The organism is Derxia lacustris (genome assembly GCF_002105195.1).
GTDB classification, from domain to species: Bacteria; Pseudomonadota; Gammaproteobacteria; order Burkholderiales; family Burkholderiaceae_E; genus Derxia; species Derxia lacustris.
The window spans coordinates 69,919-91,233 of the sequence record NZ_MUHU01000002.1 but is presented as its reverse complement, the minus strand read 5'-3'; the positions used below and the strand labels follow the sequence as shown (position 1 = coordinate 91,233).

Sequence of the window (21,315 nt, the reverse complement as noted above, 5' to 3'; positions counted from 1 at the left end):
GAAGTGCCGGGCGGCGAGGCTGCCCCGGCCGAGCCTCGACCCGCCGCGCCGCCTATAGACGGCGGCGCTGCCGCGCCCGCCAAGCCCAGGAAGCTTCCGGGCGAGATGCCGCCCGACAAGTACACGCGTGAGACCATCACCTGGATCAAGCCGTGGACGCCACACCTGTTCAGCTTTCGCACCACGCGCGCGCCGGGCTTCCGCTTCATCCCGGGCCAGTTCGCGCGGCTGGGCGTGTATCGCGACGACGGCGACCCGGCCGACAAGAAGGGGCCGCGCTGGGTCTGGCGCGCCTATTCCATCGCCTCGGCCAGCTATGACGAGTTCCTGGAGTTCTATTCCATCGTCGTGCCCGACGGCGAGTTCACCACCACGCTCGCCTCGCTCAAGGTCGGCGACGAAATCCTGGTCGAGAAGACCAACTACGGCTTCCTCACCACCGACCGCTTCGAGGGCGGCCGCGACCTGTGGCTGCTCAGCTCGGGCACCGGCCTCGCGCCCTTCCTGAGCGTGCTGTTCGACCTCGACATCTGGGCGCAGTACGAGCGCATCGTGGTCGTGCACAGCGTGCGGCAGGAAAACGAGCTGGCCTATCGCGACAGCATCGAGGGCCTGAAGGATCACGAAGCCTTCGGCGAGCTGCTGGCCGAGTCGCCGGGCAAGGTGGTCTATGTGCCGCTGGTCACGCGCGCGCCCGCCGTTCATGCCGATGGCCGACCGATGCTCAACAAGCGCATCACGACAGCGCTCGCCGACGGCAGCCTCGAAGCCGAGGCCGGCCTCAAGCTCGATCCCGCGACCAGCCGCGTGATGATCTGCGGCAACCCGGAAATGGTCGACGACATCCGCAAGCAGCTCGCGAAGTCCGGCTTTGCCGTGAGCCGGCGCGGCGTGCCCGGCACGATGGCGGTGGAGAACTACTGGTGAGCTTCGATCTGCATTTCTTCCAGTTCGTGCTCGGCGGTGCCTTCGTCGGCTTCATCGTCGGCATGACTGGCGTCGGTGGAGGCTCGCTGATGACGCCGCTGCTCACGCTGGTGTTCGGCGTGCCGGCGACGGTGGCGGTCGGCACCGATCTGCTGTTCGCCTCCGTCACCAAGGCCGGCGGCATCGTCACCCATGCGCGCAAGGGCAACGTCAACTGGCACATCACCGGCTGGCTGGTGGCCGGCTCGGTGCCGGCGGCGGCGCTCACGCTCGGCGGCCTGCATCTGGCCGGGCTCGACAACGGCGCGCTGGCCAAGGTGATGGCGCGCGGTCTGGGCGTGGCGCTGTTTCTCACCGCGACGGCCATCGTGCTGCGCAACCAGATTCGCGCGCTCGGTCAGCGCTTTGCGGCGCGGCGCCAGGCGGCGGGCGGCACGGTCGGCAGCGCCGCCGCGCGCGATCCCGAGGCCGTGCGCTGGCTGCCGACGTTTCTGCTCGGCGTCACCATCGGCACGCTGGTCGCGCTTACCTCGGTGGGCGCGGGCGCGCTCGGCGTGGTGGCGCTGATGTTCCTGTATGCCAATGCGCCGGCGCGCCGCATCGTCGGTTCGGACATCGCGCATGCGGTGCCGCTCACGCTGGTGGCGGGCGCGGGCCACGCCATCATGGGCAGCGTCAACTGGTCGATGCTGGCGGCGTTGCTGGTCGGCTCGCTGCCGGCCATCACGCTCGGCAGCCATCTGACGGCGCGCGTGCCCGAAAAGCTGCTGCGCGGCTTTCTCGCGACGATGCTGATCGTGATCGGCGCCAAGCTGGTGTTTGCCTGAACGCCGACTGCCGGGCGTGAACCGTCATCGCGGCGTCACGCTTGGCAAGTGCCTCGCATGATCTGGATCAACTTGGTGGCAAACACAGTGTTGGATTTGTTTGATTCATGACAAGCGGGCCTGCCTGTTGTCATGAGCGCGACGGGGGCATCCCGCCGCACACCGGGCCGTTGCGGCCCGGCGTACTGCTTGTCGATCAGCCGCGGATTTCGGCCAGCGCGCGTTCGGCGGCGGCGGCAGCCGATTGCGCATCGAAGGCCTTGCCGTAGAGCACTTCCCAGACGAGCTTGGACAGCACGCCTTCGAGCTTTTCGGCGTCGGTGGCCTTCACGTAGTCGCCGGATTGGTCGCCTTCGGCCGCGCAGGTGTAGGCCGCGCCTTCGGTCTTGAAGCTGAGTTTGTTCAACGCCATGGTGAGCTCCTTGCTGTCTGCAAATGTCGGGTTGTCGTTTGCGGCCTGTGTCGTGGCACCGGTCCGCAAGCCTTCTTTAGCAACAACCGTGCAAATCAGTCGGGATAGCCAACGGCGATTGCAGCGATAGAAAAACCTCAGATGCCGTCGGCGAGGAAGACCCGGGCTTCGCGCGGATTGACGACCAGCGGCTCGCCGAGTTGCAGGCCGAGTTCGCGGAAGCGGTCGGTCGAAATCTGCGCCTCGATGATGCCGCGACCGGCGTCGTCGACCCGCTCCAGTTCCAGCCGCGCGATCGGCCCGACCACCAGCGAGCGCGCGAGCTTGACCGGAATGCCGCCGCGCCCGGTGCCGGGGCGTTCCACCTCCAGGTCATAGGGCCGCACATAGGCCACGGCGCTGGCCGAGGCGACGCTGGCGTGATCGTCGGCCGCGACCTGGATGCCTTCGAGATGCGCCTGGCCATGCTCGACCCGGCCGTGGAACAGGTTCACATCGCCGAGAAAGCCGTAGACGAAGGGGCTGGCCGGCTCGGCCCAGACCTGCTCGGGCGTGCCGATCTGCTCGATCTGGCCGCGGTTCATCAGCACCACGCGGTCGGCCACTTCGAGCGCTTCTTCCTGGTCGTGGGTGACGAAGATGCTGGTCACATGCAGCTCGTCATGCAGCCGGCGCAGCCAGCGGCGCAGCTCCTTGCGCACCTTGGCGTCGAGCGCGCCGAAGGGCTCGTCGAGCAGCAGCACCTGCGGCTCGACCGCAAGCGCCCGGGCCAGCGCGATGCGCTGGCGCTGACCGCCCGACAGCTGGGCCGGAAAGCGGTCGGCGAGCCAGTCGAGCTGGACCAGCTTGAGCAGCTCCATCACCTTCTCGCGGATCTTGGCGTCGCTCGGGCGGGTGCTGCGCGGCCGCACGCGCAGGCCGAAGGCGACGTTCTCGAACACGCTCATGTGGCGGAACAGCGCGTAGTGCTGGAACACGAAGCCGACATGGCGCTCGCGCACATCGAGATGGGTGGCGTCGGTGCCGCTGAACAGCACGCTGCCGGCGTCGGCCGATTCAAGGCCGGCGATGATGCGCAGCAGCGTGGTCTTGCCGCAGCCCGAGGGGCCGAGTAGCGCGACGAGTTCGCCGGGCGCGACGTCGAGATTCACGCCGTTGAGCGCGGTGAAGGCGCCGAAATGCTTGGAGACGGAACGGATCTGGATGGTCATGGCGGCAGGCTCAGGCGTGCACGCCGGTCGCGGCCGGCGGATTCGGGTTTTCGGGCGGAAGGTCGTCGGACGGCACGGCCAGCAGGCCGCGCCATTCGATCCAGCTCTTGAGCGCCAGCGTCACGAGCGCCAGCAGCGCCAGCAGCGAGGCCACGGCAAACGCGGCGACGAACTGGTACTCGTTGTAGAGAATTTCGACATGCAGCGGGATGGTGTTGGTCATGCCGCGGATATGCCCCGACACCACCGACACCGCGCCGAACTCGCCCATGGCGCGCGCATTGCAAAGAATCACGCCGTAGAGCAGGCCCCACTTCACATTGGGCAGGGTCACGCGCCAGAAGGTCTGCCAGCCGCTCGCGCCGAGCACGATGGCAGCCTGTTCTTCATCCGTGCCCTGGGCTTCCATCAGCGGGATCAGCTCGCGCGCCACGAACGGGAAGGTCACGAAGATGGTGGCCAGCGCCATGCCCGGCGCCGCGAAGATGATCTTGATGTTGTGCTCCAGCAGCCAGGGGCCGAACCAGCCCTGGGCGCCGAACACCAGCACATAGATCAGGCCCGACACCACCGGCGACACCGAGAACGGCAGGTCGATCAGCGTCATCAGGAACTGCTTGCCCTTGAAGTCGAACTTGGCGACCGCCCAGGCAGCGCAGATGCCGAAGAACAGATTGAGCGGCACCGCGAGCGCAGCCACGGTCAGCGTGAGCTTGACCGCCGACCAGGCATCTTCTTCGGTGATCGAGTTGAGGTAGACATCGAAGCCCTTGCGCAGCGCCTCGGTGAACACCGCCAGCAGCGGCAGCAGCAGGAAGAAGGCGAGGAAGGCCAGCGCTGCGCCAATCAGCAGCCGCTGCACCCAGCGCGGTTCGGTAACGGAAACCTTTTGCGGCGCGCTCATTTGCGTCCTCCCGCGACCACGCCGGAGCGCTTGGCCTGCCAGGCTTGCAGCAGATTGATGACCAGCAGCAGCACGAAGCTCACGCCGAGCATCACGGTGGCCACCGCGGTGGCGCCGGCGTAGTCGTACTGCTCAAGCTTGGTGATGATGATGAGCGGGCCGATCTCGGACACCATCGGCAGGTTGCCGGCGATGAAGATGACCGAGCCGTACTCGCCGATGGCGCGCGCGAACGCGAGCGAAAAGCCGGTGAGCAGCGCCGGCAGCACGGCCGGGAAGATCACGAAGCGGAAGGTCTGCCAGCGCGTCGCGCCGAGCATGGCCGAGGCTTCCTCCAGCTCGCGTTCGGCTTCTTCGAGCACCGGCTGCACCGTGCGCACCACGAAGGGCAGGCCGATGAAGATCAGCGCGATCACGATGCCGATCGGGCTGAACGCCACCTTGATGCCGAGTGGCGTCAGGTACTGGCCGATCCAGCCGTTGGGCGCATAGAGCGCGGTCAGCGCGATGCCGGCCACGGCGGTCGGCAGGGCGAACGGCAGATCGACCAGCGCATCGATGAAGCGCCGGCCCGGAAACCGGTAGCGCACCAGCACCCAGGCCACCAGCAGCCCGGCAAACAGATTGACCAGCGCCGCCGCGAACGAGGCGCCGAAGCTCACCTTGTAGGCCGCCACCACGCGCGCCGAAGTGGTCGCGGCGATGAACTGGTCCCAGGTGAGCGTGGCGGTCTTGAGGAACAGCGCCACCAGCGGGATCAGCACGATCAGGCTGAGATAGAGCAGGGTGTAGCCGAAGGTGATGCCGAATCCCGGCAGCACGCTCGGCTGGCGCCAGGGCGAGCGCTTGGCCGGCGGCGCGGCGCCGGCGAGCGGAGGGCTTGCGACTGCGGACATGGGTCTTCTTCTTGGTGAGGTGATGCGGTCGCTCAGCGGCCGCCGGGAACGTAGATCTGGTCGAACAGGCCGCCGTCGTCGAAGTGGGTCTTCTGGGCGCGGCTCCAGTCGCCGAAGCTGTCCTCGACGCCGAAGAACTTGATCGGCGGGAATTGCGCGGCGTACTTGGCCAGCAGCTTCGCGTCGCGCGGACGCAGGTAGTTCTGCGCTGCGATCTCCTGGCCTTCGGGCGACCACAGGTACTCGGCATAGGCGGTGGCGAGCGCGCGGCTGCCGCGTCGGTCGACCACCTTGTCGACGATGGAGACCGGCGGCTCGACCCGGATGCTCAGGCTCGGGTAGACCACCTCGAAGCCGCCGCGACCGAATTCGCGCGCAATCATCTCGGCCTCGTTTTCGAAGGTGACCAGCACATCGCCGATCTGGCGCTGCATGAAGCTGGTGGTCGCGGCACGGCCGCCGCTGTCGAGCAGCGGCACGTTCTTGAACAGCGCGGCGACGAATTCCCGGGCGCGTGCCTCGTTGCCGCCCGGCTGGCGCAGCGCAAAGCCCCAGGCGGTCAGATAGGAGTAGCGGCCGTTGCCCGACAGCTTGGGATTGGGAATGACCACCTGGATGCCCGGCTTGACCAGATCGCCCCAGTCCTTCACGCCCTTGGGATTGCCCTTGCGCACCAGGAACACGGTGGCCGAGGTGAACGGCGCGGCCCGGTCGGGCAGGCGCTTGGCCCAGTCGGCCGGCACCAGGTTGTTGCGCGCCAGCAGGTCGATGTCGGTGGCCTGGTTCATCGTGATGATGTCGGCTTCCAGCCCGTCCACCACCGCCGACGCCTGCCGGCTCGACCCGCCGTGCGACATGTTCACGGTGATGACTTCGCCCCCGTTCCTGGCCGCCCAGGCCTTGGCAAAGGCCGGATTGAAGTCCTTGTAGAAGTCGCGCATCACGTCGTAGGAGACGTTGAGCAGAGTGGTCGGCCCGGCGGCGCGGACCGGACCGGCGAGGCCGGCGGCGGTCAGGGCGAGCAGGGCGGCGCAGACATGTCTTCGGTTCATGGCAGTGACCTCAGGTCGTGGAGCGGGTGGCGCGCGGCGCGCGGACGACTTCGCGCGGCTGGGTCTTCCAGTCGATCTCGCGGCGCAGGGTTTCGAGATGCTTGAGGCCCTCGGGCCAGTCGCCGTGGCCAGACTCGGCATTGATGTGGCCGGCATTGTCGAGCAGCGTCATGCGGCTGCCCCAGGCTTCGGCATAGGCGCTGGAGCGGTCGGCCGGGCAGAAGGGATCGTCGGCGCTCGCGATGACCTTGGACACGAAGGGCAGCCGGCGCATCGGCACCGGCGCGAAGCTGGCGAGCGGCTCGCGCGTCTCGGGATCGGCCGGCGCCACGAACAGGGCGCCCACCACCGGCGCCAGCGCCAGCGGCGCCAGATGCTGGACCGCAATGCAGCCGAGGCTGTGTGCCACCAGCACCACCGGCGCGCCAAGCTCGGCGATCCGGGCGGTCAGCGCCTCGACCCACACCTCGCGGTTGGGGGTTTCCCAGTCGGCGGCGGCAAGCTGAAGCCGGCGGAATGCCGGGAAGCGTTTCTGCCAGCGCGTCTGCCAGTGATCCGGGCCGGAATCGCGCCAGCCGGGGACGAGAAGAACCTTGGTACGCATCGCCTGCGCCGCCTAGCGCGCCAGCGCGAGCAGCATCGGCGCGATCTGGGCGCGCACAGGCCTTGCAGCGGATGGGGCGGGCGATTGAAAGCGCATGGAAGTCTCCGGTCAGGGCGACCGATCATGCGCAGCCTTGTTCAGACAACTAAGTTCTTAATGGCTAGTTGCAAACAACCACAAGTTATTTATTGAGGGGATCCGGGGTGCGGTGCCGGGCTCAGCGACCGCCCAGCTTCAGGATCGACATCGTGCTGCGCAGGCTGTCGGCCTGCTGGCGCAGCGAGGCGGTGGCGCCGCCCGATTCCTCGACCAGGGCGGCATTGTTCTGCGTGACGGCATCGAGCTGCTGGATCGCATCCGCGACCTGGCCGATGCCGAGCGACTGTTCCTCGGTGGCATTGGCGAAGTCGGTAATCAGCTCGGACACGCTCGCCACCCGCTCGACCACGGTCTGGATGATGGCGCCGGCTTCCTCGACCGTGCGCTCGCCCTGACGCACCTTGCCCGTCGATTCCTCGATCAGGCCCTTGATCTCCTTGGCCGCGCTCGACGCGCGTTGCGCCAGCGCCCGCACCTCGCCAGCCACCACGGCAAAGCCGCGGCCCTGCTCGCCGGCGCGCGCCGCCTCGACTGCCGCATTGAGCGCCAGGATGTTGGTCTGGAAGGCGATGCCCTCGATCACCTGGATGATCTCGCCGACCTTGCCCGACGACTGATTGATGCCGCGCATCGTCTCGATCATCCGCGACACCGCCGCGCCGCTTTGCTGGGCGGTTTCGTTGGCCTCGGCCACCAGCTGCTTGGCATCGCGCGAGCTGTCGGCGTTGTGCTTGACCGTGCTGCTCAGCTGTTCCATGGCGGCGGCGGTCTGCTCCAGGTTGCTGGCCTGGCTTTCGGTGCGCGCCGACAGGTCGGCATTGCCGCGGGCAATCTTGGTCGTGACCTCGCTCATGCCATCGACCTCGGCATGCAGATCGCCGCAGATGGCCTGGAGATTGACGTTGAGCTGGGTCAGCGCGCGCATCAGCCCGCCCACGTCGACCGACTTGCGATCGCTGCGGCGTACCGCGATGTCGCCGGCCGCGAGCCGGTTGGCAAAGCCGATCGAGCTGGCGATCGGTCGCACGATGCGGCCGCGCAGCCAGGCCATCGCGGCAATTCCGCCAAGCGACTGCACGCCGATCATGGCCAGCACCGTGCTCCAGTCGCCGAGCAGCGCGGTCACCGCAACCGACGACACCGCCAGTCCGGCCATCGCGGTGGCGATCGGCGCCGCGACCGACCGGTTGAACTTCTGCCAGAGCCGGCCGGCCAGGTGATTGCGGATGACATAGCCGTTCTGCAGCACATGGGTCAGGCGTCCGCGCTCGGCTTGCGCGCGCATGCGGGCATAGAGCGCCTCGGCGCCCTTGATCTGCTCGCGGGTGGGCTTGGTGCGCACCGACACATAGCCCTGGACCTTGCCGCGCTCGAGGATCGGCGTGACGTTGGCCATCACCCAGTAGTGGTCGCCGTTCTTGCGCCGGTTCTTCACCAGGCCGCACCACGGGTCGCCGTGCCCGATCGTCCGCCACATGTCGCGGAAGGCTTCGGCCGGCATGTCCGGATGCCGGATCATGTTGTGCTCCTGGCCGATCAATTCTTCGCGCGTGAAGCCGCTTACCTCGACGAAGGCGTTGTTGCAGTACTGCATCCGGCTTTTCAGGTCGGTCGTCGAAACCAGGGGCTGGCTGTCTGGATAGTCGTACTCGCGCTGGGTCACGGGCAGGTTGGTGCGCATGGGTGGCCTTTTGAGCGTCTGAGGGCTGGGCTGGTGCCGCGCCTGATCGGCGCGCCAATGCTGAAGGGACGGCAATGTCGATCGGCGAAGCCTAGTGGTGACCCTTGCCAGCCCAACACTCGATAAGCACCGCATTCAGGCCGCATAGTTCGTTGCGCTGAGTCGGTGCGAGGTCGCCGACATTTCGATTACACTGCGCGGTTCCCGTTTCGCCGGATTTGCGGCGGAGCGAGTCGTCCGGTGCCAGAGTGCCGGGTTCAAGTCATCAGTTCACGGACCGCCCGCGGGCTTTTCCGGGCAACAGCGCCCGGTCCTGCAAGGTCCGCAAGTCAGGAGTCATTCATGTCCGTCGCCAATATCGACAAGGCTGGCATCGTTGCCGCCCATGCCCGCGCCACCAACGACACCGGATCGCCCGAAGTCCAGGTCGCGCTGCTCACCGCGCGCATCAACGAACTCACCGGCCACTTCAAGGCCCATGTGAAGGATCACCACAGCCGCCGCGGTCTGCTCAAGATGGTGTCGCGCCGCCGCAAGCTGCTCGACTACCTCAAGAGCCGCGACGTGCAGCGCTATCGCTCGCTGATCGAAAAGCTGGGTCTGCGCAAGTAATCAAGCTTCCCCTCCGGAATCGCCTCCGGTGCATTGCACCATGAAGGTCGAAGCCCGCCGCGGTCTTCCGCTGCGGGCTTTTTCCATTGGTGCGACGCAATGTGCCGGCGGCCGATTGCGGACGTTGTAGGTGCGAGCCGCGGCGCACGGAATTCCGCGGGTCTATAGAAAGGAAAGCAACGTGTTCAACAAGGTCACCCAGGAATTCCAGTACGGCCAGCACAAGGTCGTGCTCGAAACCGGCGAGATCGCCCGACAAGCGTCGGGCGCGGTCCTCGTCAACATCGAGGACACCGTGGTGCTCGCGACCGTCGTGGCGGCGAAGAAGGCCAAGCCCGGCCAGGATTTCTTCCCGCTCACCGTCGACTACATCGAGAAGACCTATGCCGCCGGCAAGATTCCGGGCGGCTTCTTCAAGCGCGAAGGCAAGCCGAGCGAGAAAGAAACGCTCACCTCGCGCCTGATCGACCGGCCGCTGCGCCCGCTGTTTCCGGACGGCTTCTACAACGAGGTGCAGGTCATCATCCATGTGCTGTCGGTGAACCCGGAAGTCGATCCGGACATCGCGGCCATGATCGGCGCCTCGGCGGCGCTGGCTATTTCCGGCATTCCGTTCAACGGCCCGATCGGCGCGGCGCGCGTCGGCTATGTGAACGGCGAATACCTGCTCTACCCGACCGCCTCCGAGCTCAAGAAGTCGCAGCTCAACCTGGTGGTTGCCGGCACCGAAGCCGCCGTGCTGATGGTCGAATCCGAAGCCGACCAGCTGTCGGAAGAAGTGATGCTCGGCGCCGTGGTGTTCGGCCATGAGCAGATGCAGAAGGTCATCGACGCGATCCATGCGCTGGTGCGCGACGCCGGCAAGCCGGAATGGGACTGGGCGCCCGCCGCCAAGAACGAAACGCTGGTTGCGCGCGTGGCCGAACTGGCCGCCGCCCCGATCCGTGCCGCCTACGAAATCCGCTCGAAGCAGGACCGCAGCGCCAAGCTCAAGGAAGTGTTCGCCGCCGTGAATGCCGCGCTGGCCGCCGAAGCCGCCGCCGCCGGCACCGCCGCGCCGGGCGAAGTCGACGTCGGCAACCTGCTGTTCGACCTCGAAGCCAGCACCGTCCGCAGCCAGATCCTGGCCGGCGAGCCGCGCATCGACGGCCGCGACACGCGCACCGTGCGCCCGATCGAGATCCGCACCGGCGTGCTGCCGCGTACCCACGGCTCGGCCCTGTTCACGCGTGGCGAGACGCAGGCGCTGGTCGTGGCCACGCTCGGCACCAAGCAGGACGAGCAGATCATCGATGCGCTCATGGGCGAGTACCGCGACCGTTTCATGATGCACTACAACATGCCGCCGTTCGCCACTGGCGAAACCGGCCGCGTGGGCACGCCCAAGCGGCGCGAAATCGGCCATGGTCGCCTTGCCAAGCGCGCGCTGATCGCCGTGCTGCCCGAGGATTCGGAATTCAGCTACTCGATGCGTCTGGTCTCGGAAATCACCGAGTCGAACGGTTCGTCGTCGATGGCGTCGGTGTGCGGCGGCAGCCTCGCGCTGATGGACGCCGGCGTGCCGCTCAAGGCGCATGTCGCCGGCATCGCGATGGGCCTGATCAAGGACGGCAACAAGTTCGCCGTGCTGACCGACATCCTGGGCGACGAGGATCACCTCGGCGACATGGACTTCAAGGTGGCCGGCACGACCACCGGCGTGACCGCGCTGCAAATGGACATCAAGATCCAGGGCATCACGAAGGAAATCATGCAGGTGGCGCTGGCCCAGGCCCGCGATGCCCGCCTGCACATCCTCGACAAGATGCAGGGCGCGGTGGGCGGTGCGCGCACCGAGCTGTCGGCCTTCGCGCCGCGTCTCATCACCATCAAGATCAATCCGGAAAAGATCCGCGACGTGATCGGCAAGGGCGGCGCGGTCATCCGCGCGCTGACCGAAGAGACCGGCACGCAGATCGACATCCAGGACGACGGCATCGTCACCATCGCGTCGGTCGACGCGGCGGCCGGCGAGGAAGCCAAGCGCCGCATCGAGGCCATCACGGCCGACGTGGAAGTGGGCGCGATCTATGAAGGCACCGTGCTCAAGCTGCTCGACTTCGGCGCCATCGTGCAGGTGCTGCCCGGCAAGGACGGTCTGCTGCACATCAGCCAGATCGCCAAGGAACGCGTCAACGCGGTCAGCGACTATCTGAAGGAAGGCCAGCAAGTGCGCGTGAAGGTGCTGGAAGCCGACGACAAGGGCCGTCTGCGCTTGTCGATGAAGGCTGCCGCCACCGACGAGGCGCCGGCTGCCTGAGTTGGGTGAGCCGGGCCTGGCTCGCATTGGCCGTCAGCATTGAATGCTGACGGCCAGCTTATGCGCGTTGTCCTACGTTGACGCGCGTCTGACCGTCGGTTAGTGCCCGGACGGATGGCTATAATCGCGCCCGGCCGCCAAAGCCTGTAACCAAATTGGTGGCATTCCCGGGTTGCGCCGGGCGGTCATGCCGCCATCGCAGCACCCTCCAAATTTCCACGGCACCGCTCCCGGTGTCGTCTGATGTCGAGTCATGAGCCGAGCACGCTGGGTAGTCGGAAACTGGAAGATGAACGGTTCGTTCGCGGCCAATGCGAGCCTGCTCGCCGAAGTCGTCGGGCTACCGCGCGATGGCGCGAACGTGGGCGTCTGCGTGCCTTTCGTCTATCTGGCGCAGGCCAGGCAGATCTTGGCCGATAGCCGGGTTGCGCTCGGCGCGCAAGATGTAAGCGCGCAAACCGCGCCGGGTGCCTTTACTGGCGAGATCAGCGCATCGATGCTGGCCGATGCCGGCGTCGCTCAGGTCATCGTCGGTCACTCGGAGCGGCGCCAATATCACGGCGAAACCGATGCGCTGGTGGCGGCCAAGGCCGCTGCCGCCCTGGCGGCCGGCCTGGTGCCGATCGTGTGCGTCGGTGAAACCCTGGCAGAACGTGATGCGGGGCAGGCGTTCGAGGTCGTCGGTCGGCAGGTCGGCGCGGTTGTCGCCGCGCTCGGCGAAAGCGTCTCGCAAGTCCTGCTCGCGTATGAGCCTGTATGGGCCATCGGAACCGGGCGTACCGCTTCGCCGGAGCAGGCTCAGGAAGTGCACGCGTCGATCCGTGCGGCTTTGGGTGCGGCTGGCGCCACGGTACCAATTCTTTACGGCGGCAGTGTCAAGGCGGCGAACGCCTCGTCCATTTTCTCGATGCCGGATGTCGATGGCGGTCTGATTGGCGGTGCATCGCTGGTCGCGGCCGACTTCGCGGCGATTGTTGCGGCGCTCTGACTGCGTCGCCGGGTATTCAGGAGTCTTTCGTGTTGTCAACGATTGTGATGGTGATTCAACTGCTGGCGGCCATCAGCGTCATCGTGCTGGTTCTGCTTCAGCACGGTAAAGGCGCTGATATGGGGGCTGCTTTCGGGAGCGGCGCATCGGGCAGTCTTTTCGGTGCCACGGGTTCGGCCAATTTCCTCAGCCGTTCCACGGCGGTTGCTGCCGCTGCTTTCTTTGTATGCACTCTGGTGCTCGCGATGATTTCGAATCCCGACGCATCGCGTTCCGCGGGCGGTGTGATGACGAATGCGACCGAGCAAGTGCCGGCGCAATCGACCGCGCCTGCTGCCGAGTCCGTTGCGCCGGCGCCCACAGATATCCCAAAGTAAGTACGGGAATAGCGTTCCCGCTGGTGCGAGGCCAGAAAAGACGCTAATATCTATTGCTCTTTTGGCGGTAGGCGCGAGATGACTTCCTCAGTCAGCAAATCGCAGCCATCCACACCGCCCCTCGTATGCAGGACCATGTGCCGACGTGGTGAAATTGGTAGACACGCTATCTTGAGGGGGTAGTGGCGAAAGCTGTGCGAGTTCGAGTCTCGCCGTCGGCACCATAAGTCAACCGCTGCAACTCGCCTTGAGCGACACCCTGGCAGCGGATTCAGTTCACTCCCCCCCTCCTGCCAAATGGCTGCGTGATCGTGAACCTGCAAAGCTACTTCCCCATCCTGCTTTTCATTCTCGTCGGTGCCGCTGTCGGCGTCGGTCCGCTTCTCGCGGGAGCCATTCTCGGCCCGAATCGTCCTTATCCGGAAAAACTTTCTCCGTATGAGTGCGGCTTCGAGGCGTTCGAGGATGCTCGGATGAAGTTCGACGTTCGGTATTACCTCGTCGCAATCCTCTTCATTCTGTTCGATCTCGAGATCGCATTCCTGTTCCCCTGGGCCGTATCTCTTGGTGACATCGGTCGACTCGGGTTTTGGACTGCAATGATCTTCCTCGGGATCCTGACGGTTGGATTCATCTACGAATGGAAGCGCGGCGCGCTCGATTGGGAATGAAGCCGGCTGCGATCTGCAATTCGCTGGCACCTACTTTCCAGCATAAAACGGGGCGTGATGTATGAGCATCGAAGGGATTCTCAGCGAAGGCTTTGTCACCACCACGGTTGACAAGCTGATCAACTGGGGCAAGACCGGTTCGCTTTGGCCGGTCACTTTCGGGCTGGCCTGTTGTGCAGTTGAAATGATGCATGCCAGTGCTGCCCGTTATGACCTGGACCGTTTCGGCACTTTCTATCGACCCAGTCCGCGCCAATCGGACGTCATGATTGTTGCGGGAACGCTTTGCAACAAGATGGCGCCAGCACTGCGCAAGGTCTACGACCAGATGGCCGAACCGCGTTGGGTCATTTCGATGGGCTCGTGTGCCAACGGTGGCGGCTATTACCACTATTCCTATTCGGTGGTGCGCGGCTGCGATCGCATCGTTCCCGTCGATATCTATGTTCCTGGCTGCCCGCCGACCGCCGAAGCGCTGATCTACGGCGTGCTCCAGCTGCATCACAAGATTCGCCGCACCAACACCATCGCGCGATAAGACCATGATCAAGATCGAACGGTTGCACGCGTCTTTGCTTGAGGTCTTGGGGTCCAAGATCGTCAGCAGCAAAATTGCCTTGGGCGAAGTGACGATCGAGGTAGGCGCAGCAGATTACAAGTCTGCAATGCAGGTATTGCGGGATCACGAGCTTCTGCGTTTTCAGCAGCTGATCGACCTCTGCGGCATCGACTATTACAGCTACGGTAATCTGCCTCGTGAAAGCGGCCGTTTCGCGGTCGTTTCTCATCTCCTTTCAGTCGACTACAACTGGCGCGTGCGGGTTCGAGTGCATGCGACGGATGACGAATTGCCGACCGTGGCGTCGGTGGTGGATATCTGGAGTTCTGCCAACTGGTTCGAACGAGAGGCTTTTGACCTGTTCGGTATCGTTTTTGATGGTCACGATGATCTGCGGCGGATATTGACCGATTACGGTTTTATCGGACATCCGTTCAGGAAAGACTTTCCGCTGTCAGGTTATGTAGAAATGAGATACGACCCTGAACAAAAGCGGGTCGTTTATCAACCCGTGACTATCGAGCCCCGCGAAATCGTGCCCCGCATCATTCGCGAAGATGCCTACGGTCAAGGACGCTGAAATGGCCGAAATCAAGAATTACACGCTCAATTTTGGCCCGCAACATCCGGCTGCCCACGGTGTGCTGCGACTGGTGCTTGAGTTGGATGGGGAAGTCATTCAGCGTGCGGACCCCCACATCGGTCTGCTTCATCGGGGAACCGAAAAGCTTGCAGAGAACAAGACGTTCCTGCAAAGCGTGCCTTATATGGATCGTCTCGACTACGTGTCGATGATGTGCAATGAGCACGGCTATGTCCTCGCGATTGAAAAATTGCTGGGTATCGAGGTGCCGCTCAGGGCGCAATACATCCGCGTGATGTTCGATGAGATCACGCGGCTGCTGAATCATTTGATGTGGTTGGGCGCGCATGCACTTGACGTCGGTGCCATGGCGCCGTTTCTGTATGCCTTCCGCGAGCGTGAAGATCTCTTCGACATGTACGAAGCGGTATCCGGCGCCCGGATGCATGCAGCCTATTACCGGCCGGGCGGTGTCTATCGTGATTTGCCGGAAGAGATGCCGAAATATCGTGTCTCAAAGGTACGCAACGAAAAAGCAGTGAAGGAACTCAATAGCAATCGAGAAGGGTCCTTGCTCGATTTTATTGAGGACTTTACGAACCGCTTCCCCGTTTATGTCGACGAGTACGAAACGCTTCTTACCGAGAACCGGATTTGGAAGCAGCGCTTGGTCGGTATCGGTGTGGTAACTCCGGAACGTGCCTATCAACTTGGCTTTACCGGACCGCTTTTGCGTGGATCAGGCATTGCTTGGGACCTGCGGAAGAACCAGCCTTACGAAGTATATGACCTGCTGGATTTCGATATCCCGGTCGGTACGAATGGTGATTCTTATGACCGTTATCTCGTGCGAGTGGAGGAGATGCGGCAATCGAATCGGATTATTCGGCAGTGTATTGAATGGCTGAGAAACAATCCGGGGCCGGTAATCACTGGCAACAACAAGGTTGCGCCCCCCAAGCGTGAAGGCATGAAGTCCAACATGGAGGACTTGATCCACCATTTCAAGCTCTTCAGCGAAGGTATGCATGTGCCGGAAGGGGAGGCATATTCGGCGATCGAACATCCCAAGGGAGAGTTCGGTATCTATCTGGTTTCCGATGGTGCCAATAAGCCCTATCGGTTGAAGATTCGTACGCCCGATTACGTGCATCTCTCGTCGCTGGACGAAATGGCGCGCGGCCACATGATTGCCGATGCTGTGACCATCATTGGCACTCAAGACATCGTTTTTGGTTCAATTGACCGGTAACTTGGCATGAGCGCTGTTCCTAATTCACCCCGGCTGCTTAGCGATGAAGCCTATCGTTTGATCGATAAGGCTCTGGCGAAGTATCCGAATGATCAGAAGCTGTCGGCTGTGATGGCAGCGCTCGCGATCGCTCAAGATGAGCTTGGCTGGTGCTCGCAACCTGCGATTGACGATATCGCTCGGTATATCGGTGTGGCCCCGATGGCTGTGTGGGAGGTTGCTACCTTCTACAACATGTTCGATACCAAGCCGATCGGCAAATACAAGATCTCAGTCTGTACCAATCTGCCGTGTGCATTGTCCGGCGGGGAACGCGCGGCGCAATACCTGCGCGCAAAATTGGGAATCGATTACAAAGAAACTACGCAAGATGGTCAGTTCACTTTGATCGAGGGTGAATGCATGGGGGCCTGCGGCGATGCACCGGTATTGCTGGTCAACAACAAGCGTATGTGCAGTTTCATGAGCGACGAGCGACTCGACGGACTCCTTGCGGAACTCAGGAAGGAGTGACGTGATGACCTACAGCCCCACTTTTTCCACCAGTATCCATGAGCGACATATTGCCCCGCAGATTCTTGCCGATCTGAATGGCGAGAACTGGAGCTTGAGCGAATACGAACAGCGTGGCGGATATCAGGCGCTGCGCAAGGTACTCAGTTCGATGACGCAGGATCAGGTCATCGCGGAGTTGAAAGCATCAGCATTGCGCGGTCGCGGTGGAGCTGGTTTTCCCACCGGCCTGAAGTGGAGCTTCATGCCGCGCACATTCCCTGGCCAAAAATACCTTGTATGCAATACCGACGAGGGGGAGCCTGGAACCTTCAAGGATCGGGATATTCTTCGCTTCAATCCGCATATCGTGATTGAAGGCATGGCCATTGCCGCCTATGCAATGGGCGTGACGGTTGGCTATAACTATATCCACGGCGAGATCTGGGAAGTTTACGATCGCTTCGAGCGTGCTCTTGAAGAGGCCCGCGCCGCAGGATATTTGGGCGACAATTTGCTCGGCTCTGGCTTCAATTTTCAGCTTCACGCTCACCACGGATTCGGCGCTTATATCTGCGGCGAGGAAACTGCTCTTCTCGAGTCCCTTGAAGGAAAAAAGGGCCAGCCTCGGTTCAAGCCGCCATTCCCGGCCAGTTTCGGCCTTTATGGCAAGCCCACGACGATCAACAATACCGAAACTTTCGCTGCCGTACCTTGGATCATCCGTAACGGGGGCGATGCGTATCTTGCGTCGGGCAAGCCGAACAACGGGGGTACAAAGATTTTCTCGGTGTCTGGGGATGTGAATCTACCAGGCAACTATGAAATTCCCTTGGGTACTCCGTTTTCAAAGTTGCTGGAGCTCGCTGGCGGTATGCGGGACGGCAAGAAGCTGAAAATGGTCATTCCTGGCGGCTCGTCTGCTCCTGTCGTGCCTGCTGACATCATCATGGAAAGCACGATGGACTACGATTCGATCGCCAAGGCGGGATCGATGCTTGGATCAGGTGCAGTGATCGTCATGAATGAGACGCGCTGTGCCGTCAAATCTCTGGAACGGCTTTCTTATTTCTACTTTGAAGAAAGCTGTGGCCAATGTACCCCTTGCCGAGAAGGCACCGGCTGGCTCTACCGCATGGTTCATCGGATCGAGCACGGTGCCGGGCGACTCGAAGATCTGGATGAATTGGACCGTATCGCCGGCAATATCATGGGGCGCACGATTTGCGCGCTCGGTGATGCCGCCGCAATGCCGGTCAGAGGATTTTTGAAGCATTACCGCGATGAATTTGCGTATCACGTGGAAAACAAGAAGTGCTTGGTTCCTCAGTACGTTTGATTTCGTCGACTTTGTCGTAGCGAAAGATAGTCGATGCGCGATTGATCAGTTTCTATCGCGCTTGAGAGTAAACGGGATTTGGTAAGGACTCGCATGAGCGCAGTCGATGGTCAAGGCGTAGAAATAGAGATCGACGGGGCTAAGGTACAAGTAGCGCCCGGTGCGATGGTCATGGAAGCCGCTAGCAAAGCTGGTGTGTATGTCCCGCATTTTTGCTATCACAAGAAGTTGACCATCGCGGCGAATTGCCGGATGTGCTTGGTCGAAGTCGAAAAGAGCCCGAAAGCGCTTCCCGCATGTGCTACGCCGGTTACTCCCGGCATGGTTGTCAAGACTAAAAGCCCGAAGGCCATTGCTGCTCAAAAGTCGGTGATGGAGTTTCTGCTGATCAATCACCCGCTTGATTGCCCGATTTGCGACCAGGGCGGTGAATGTCAACTGCAGGATCTGGCCGTTGGTTACGGCGGCTCGAGCTCGCAATATCAGGAAGAAAAACGGGTTGTGTTTCACAAGCCGCTCGGTCCGTTGATTTCTGCTGAAGAAATGACGCGCTGTATCCACTGCACGCGCTGCGTTCGTTTCGGGCAGGAAATTGCGGGTGTCATGGAACTCGGAATGGCCAATCGCGGCGAGCATTCCGAAATCATGACATTTGTTGGTCGTAGCGTTGATAGTGAACTCTCGGGGAATATGATCGATCTGTGCCCTGTTGGGGCACTGACCAGCAAGCCTTTTCGCTACAGCGCTCGTACCTGGGAATTGGCTCGACGTCGTTCCGTTGCCCCGCATGACAGTCTCGGCTCGAATATTGTCGTTCAGGTCAAAAATGGTCGCGTAAAGCGCGTTGTTCCTTATGAAAATGAGGAAATCAACGAATGCTGGCTCTCTGATCGTGATCGCTTCAGCTACGAAGCGCTCGATTCGGATGATCGACTGCTCAAGCCACTAATTCGCAAGGATGGGGTTTGGCAAGAAGTTGAATGGGATATCGCGATCGCATTCGCTGCCGAAGGTTTGGCTGGCGTGAAGGCGCGAAACGGTGCGCAATCGCTGGGCTTCTTGGGCGCACCGACGTCAACTGTCGAAGAGTTGCACCTGCTGCAAAAGCTGGCGCGCAGTTTCGGCGCCGGATTTGTGGAAACGCGCTTGCGGGTCGCGAATGTCGCGCTTGGAGATGCCAGAAACGGTATTCCATGGTTAGGCATGCAGATCGCCGAGATTGCTCTCCTTGATCGTGCATTGATTATCGGAAGCTATCTGCGCAAGGATCATCCGCTGCTTGCAGCGAGAATTCGTGGCGCTGCCAAGCAAGGGCTTGAGGTTTCCGCCGTGCATGGTCTCGACGAGGATTGGTTGTTGCCAATTGCGGAGAAGCTTGTTGCATCCCCTTCCGATTGGTTGCGTTTGTTGGCAGGCATAGCTCGAGCAATTTCGGTGCAAAAAGGGATCGAATGCCCGGCTGAATTTGCAGAAGTCACTGTTTCGGAATCCAGTGCGGCAGTTGCAAGTTCCCTGCTCAGTGGCGAGAAGAAGGCGGTCTTCTTGGGGAACGCGGCCGTACAGCACCCTGAAGCACTGGCGATTACAGCCGCTGCTCAGTGGATTGCGAATCAGACTGGCGCGACTCTTGGTGTACTGACCGAAGGTGCGAATTCTGTCGGAGCCTATTTGGTCAATGCCTTGCCGGATACTGGTCGTTCCGTTGCCAAGCTGGATGAGGCTGCACTCAAGGCATTGGTGTTACTGAATGTTGAGCCTGAGCTCGATAGCGCTGATGGTCCCGCCGCAAGTGCTGCGCTCAAGTCCGCTGAGTTTGTCGTTGCCATTGCTCCATTCAAGGGCTCTGCGGTGGAATACGCAGATGTTCTTCTGCCAATGGCACCGTTCACGGAAACTTCCGGCAGTTTCGTCAATGCCGAAGGACGGCTTCAGTCATTTGCTGGCGTGGTTCATCCGCTTGGAGATGCACGCCCGGCTTGGAAGATTCTGCGTGTATTGGCCAATACGTTGGACCTGTCAGGATTCGAACATTCTTCGAGTGAAGCTGTTCTGACCGAAGCACTTGGTGGTATCGATATCGAGAGCAAGCTGGATAACAGCGTGACTGCGAAATTGGTTAAGCCGGCCGCATCGAATGCCTTGATGCTCGAACGACTTGCTCCGGTTGGCATTTACGCGAGCGATTCCATTGTTCGACGTGCCCCTTCTCTGCAACTGACCAGGGATGGAAGAGTTCCGGGGGCAGTCGCAAATCCGGCGCTACTGGCTCGTCTTGGCATTGCCGCTGGAGATCGAGTGCGGGTTCGTCAGGGCGCTGGCGCAGTAGAGCTTATTGCCGCTGCCGATTCCGCAATTCCTGAAAATGCAATCTTGGTCGCTGCCGGACATAGTTCGACAAGTGGTATCGGACCCATGTTCGGTGAAGTGACTTTGGAGCGTATGTGATGCAAGCCATCGAGAATTTTGCCTTGGCTTGGCCAGGGCTGTTTCTCCTCATCAAATCGATGCTGCTGATCGTAGCCATCGTCGTTCCAATATTGCTCAGCGTGGCGTATTTGACGCTGTGGGAACGCAAGATGATCGGCTGGATGCATGTGCGCCTTGGCCCCAATCGAGTTGGCCCGGCGGGGTTGCTTCAGCCCATCGCAGATGCGGTCAAGCTGATCTTCAAGGAGTTGATTGTTCCTGCGCAGGCAGACAAGGCTCTTTATCTGATTGCACCGGTAGTCGTGATGATGCCGGCCTTGGCTGCATGGGCGGTAATTCCTTTCGGGCCTGAGCTGGTTTTGTCGGACATAAACGCCGGATTGCTCTACATCATGGCGATCACCTCGATCGGGGTTTACGGCGTCATTCTGGCTGGCTGGGCTTCGAATTCAAAGTATGCATTTCTCGGGGCTCTTCGAGCTTCGGCTCAGATGGTGTCCTACGAGCTGGCCATTGGTTTTGTGCTGGTTACTGTGTTGATGGTGTCGGGCACGCTCAATGTCTCTGGCATCGTCATCTCGCAAGATCGCGGGCGATTTGCAGACATGGGCCTGAATTTCTTGTCATGGAACTGGCTGCCGCTACTGCCGTTGTTCGTGATTCATGTGATTTCGGCCGTTGCAGAAACCAATCGCCATCCGTTCGATGTGGTCGAAGGTGAATCGGAAATCGTTGCCGGGCATATGGTCGAATACTCGGGCATGGGTTTTGCGGTTTTCTTTCTTGCCGAATATGCAAACATGATTTTGTTGTCGGCTCTGGCCGCGATCATGTTTCTGGGCGGTTGGCTGCCTCCGCTGGATTTCGCGCCATTCACGTTCATTCCCGGCTGGGCTTGGTTGTTCATCAAAACATTCTTTGTTGTGTCCTTGTTCGTCTGGTTTCGTGCATCGCTCCCGCGTTATCGCTATGACCAGATCATGCGTCTGGGCTGGAAGATTTTCATTCCGCTCACGCTGGTCTGGTTGGTGGTGGTGGCCATCTGGATGCAGACCCCCTGGAATATCTGGGCCTGATACAGCAACAAGAGAGGCAAGATCCAA

Annotated in this window: 21 protein-coding genes and 1 tRNA gene; 15 read left to right on the top strand and 7 right to left on the bottom strand. The window is 61.9% G+C overall.

The features are described from left to right. The first annotated feature begins 105 nt into the window (after positions 1-105). Positions 106-927, top strand: coding sequence for a ferredoxin--NADP reductase (locus B9P64_RS02220; RefSeq protein ID WP_085314649.1), 822 nt, complete (start codon positions 106-108; stop codon positions 925-927). Beyond that, the gene (locus tag B9P64_RS02215) at positions 924-1,754 is read left to right on the top strand and encodes a sulfite exporter TauE/SafE family protein (protein WP_268877123.1); all 831 of its coding nucleotides are present in this window, start codon (positions 924-926) and stop codon (positions 1,752-1,754) included. Before B9P64_RS02220 ends, B9P64_RS02215 begins: the two co-directional genes overlap by 4 nt. Before the next feature lie 196 nt (positions 1,755-1,950). Here B9P64_RS02215 and B9P64_RS02210 read toward each other — a convergent pair whose 3' ends face one another. The 7 genes from B9P64_RS02210 to B9P64_RS02180 all read right to left on the bottom strand — a co-directional run bounded on the left by B9P64_RS02210 (position 1,951) and on the right by B9P64_RS02180 (position 8,613). Continuing rightward, positions 1,951-2,166 (bottom strand): hypothetical protein, encoded by a 216-nt coding sequence (locus B9P64_RS02210; protein WP_085314648.1) that lies wholly within the window; start codon positions 2,164-2,166, stop codon positions 1,951-1,953. Between the two features lie 137 nt (positions 2,167-2,303). Continuing rightward, complete coding sequence (locus B9P64_RS02205; RefSeq protein ID WP_085314647.1) at positions 2,304-3,377, bottom strand: sulfate/molybdate ABC transporter ATP-binding protein; 1,074 nt, start codon at positions 3,375-3,377, stop codon at positions 2,304-2,306. 10 nt (positions 3,378-3,387) lie between these two features. Then, positions 3,388-4,281 (bottom strand): sulfate ABC transporter permease subunit CysW, encoded by an 894-nt coding sequence (cysW, locus tag B9P64_RS02200; RefSeq protein ID WP_085314646.1) that lies wholly within the window; start codon positions 4,279-4,281, stop codon positions 3,388-3,390. Continuing rightward, positions 4,278-5,177 carry a sulfate ABC transporter permease subunit CysT gene (cysT, locus tag B9P64_RS02195; RefSeq protein WP_085314645.1) on the bottom strand — a complete coding sequence of 300 codons (900 nt, stop codon included), beginning with the start codon at positions 5,175-5,177 and terminating at the stop codon, positions 4,278-4,280. Before cysT ends, cysW begins: the two co-directional genes overlap by 4 nt. A 32-nt stretch (positions 5,178-5,209) precedes the next feature. After that, the gene (locus B9P64_RS02190) at positions 5,210-6,229 is read right to left on the bottom strand and encodes a sulfate ABC transporter substrate-binding protein (RefSeq protein ID WP_085314644.1); all 1,020 of its coding nucleotides are present in this window, start codon (positions 6,227-6,229) and stop codon (positions 5,210-5,212) included. Between the two features lie 10 nt (positions 6,230-6,239). Further along, positions 6,240-6,833, bottom strand: coding sequence for an RBBP9/YdeN family alpha/beta hydrolase (locus B9P64_RS02185; protein ID WP_085314643.1), 594 nt, complete (start codon positions 6,831-6,833; stop codon positions 6,240-6,242). A gap of 217 nt (positions 6,834-7,050) precedes the next feature. Further along, complete coding sequence (locus B9P64_RS02180) at positions 7,051-8,613, bottom strand: methyl-accepting chemotaxis protein (protein WP_085314642.1); 1,563 nt, start codon at positions 8,611-8,613, stop codon at positions 7,051-7,053. Between the two features lie 342 nt (positions 8,614-8,955). Here B9P64_RS02180 and rpsO point away from each other — a divergent pair, with 342 nt between their 5' ends. The 13 genes from rpsO (at position 8,956) to nuoH (ending at position 21,288) form a co-directional block, all read left to right on the top strand. After that, positions 8,956-9,225: a 30S ribosomal protein S15 gene (gene rpsO / locus B9P64_RS02175; RefSeq protein ID WP_085314641.1), complete on the top strand. Its 270-nt coding sequence runs from the start codon at positions 8,956-8,958 to the stop codon at positions 9,223-9,225. A 181-nt stretch (positions 9,226-9,406) separates the two neighbouring features. Then, positions 9,407-11,524, top strand: a complete 2,118-nt coding sequence (gene pnp, locus B9P64_RS02170) for a polyribonucleotide nucleotidyltransferase (protein ID WP_085314640.1) — start codon at positions 9,407-9,409, stop codon at positions 11,522-11,524. 253 nt (positions 11,525-11,777) lie between these two features. After that, positions 11,778-12,512, top strand: a complete 735-nt coding sequence (gene tpiA / locus B9P64_RS02165; RefSeq protein ID WP_085314639.1) for a triose-phosphate isomerase — start codon at positions 11,778-11,780, stop codon at positions 12,510-12,512. A gap of 47 nt (positions 12,513-12,559) precedes the next feature. Further along, positions 12,560-12,889: a preprotein translocase subunit SecG gene (gene secG / locus B9P64_RS02160; protein WP_139826147.1), complete on the top strand. Its 330-nt coding sequence runs from the start codon at positions 12,560-12,562 to the stop codon at positions 12,887-12,889. A gap of 139 nt (positions 12,890-13,028) precedes the next feature. After that, positions 13,029-13,113: transfer RNA gene (locus B9P64_RS02155), tRNA-Leu, on the top strand. Between the two features lie 87 nt (positions 13,114-13,200). Further along, positions 13,201-13,560, top strand: coding sequence for an NADH-quinone oxidoreductase subunit A (locus B9P64_RS02150; protein WP_085315073.1), 360 nt, complete (start codon positions 13,201-13,203; stop codon positions 13,558-13,560). A 61-nt stretch (positions 13,561-13,621) separates the two neighbouring features. Continuing rightward, positions 13,622-14,098, top strand: coding sequence for a NuoB/complex I 20 kDa subunit family protein (locus B9P64_RS02145; RefSeq protein ID WP_085314638.1), 477 nt, complete (start codon positions 13,622-13,624; stop codon positions 14,096-14,098). Between the two features lie 4 nt (positions 14,099-14,102). After that, a complete protein-coding gene (locus tag B9P64_RS02140; protein ID WP_085314637.1) occupies positions 14,103-14,699 on the top strand; it encodes an NADH-quinone oxidoreductase subunit C in 597 nt (198 codons plus the stop codon). 1 nt (position 14,700) lies between these two features. Then, positions 14,701-15,954: an NADH-quinone oxidoreductase subunit D gene (locus tag B9P64_RS02135; protein WP_085314636.1), complete on the top strand. Its 1,254-nt coding sequence runs from the start codon at positions 14,701-14,703 to the stop codon at positions 15,952-15,954. 6 nt (positions 15,955-15,960) lie between these two features. Next, the gene (nuoE, locus tag B9P64_RS02130) at positions 15,961-16,467 is read left to right on the top strand and encodes an NADH-quinone oxidoreductase subunit NuoE (protein ID WP_085314635.1); all 507 of its coding nucleotides are present in this window, start codon (positions 15,961-15,963) and stop codon (positions 16,465-16,467) included. A gap of 4 nt (positions 16,468-16,471) precedes the next feature. Then, a complete protein-coding gene (gene nuoF / locus B9P64_RS02125) occupies positions 16,472-17,785 on the top strand; it encodes an NADH-quinone oxidoreductase subunit NuoF (RefSeq protein ID WP_085315072.1) in 1,314 nt (437 codons plus the stop codon). Between the two features lie 93 nt (positions 17,786-17,878). After that, a complete protein-coding gene (gene nuoG / locus B9P64_RS02120; protein ID WP_085314634.1) occupies positions 17,879-20,230 on the top strand; it encodes an NADH-quinone oxidoreductase subunit NuoG in 2,352 nt (783 codons plus the stop codon). Beyond that, positions 20,230-21,288: an NADH-quinone oxidoreductase subunit NuoH gene (gene nuoH / locus B9P64_RS02115; protein ID WP_085314633.1), complete on the top strand. Its 1,059-nt coding sequence runs from the start codon at positions 20,230-20,232 to the stop codon at positions 21,286-21,288. Before nuoG ends, nuoH begins: the two co-directional genes overlap by 1 nt. The last annotated feature ends 27 nt before the right edge of the window (positions 21,289-21,315 follow it).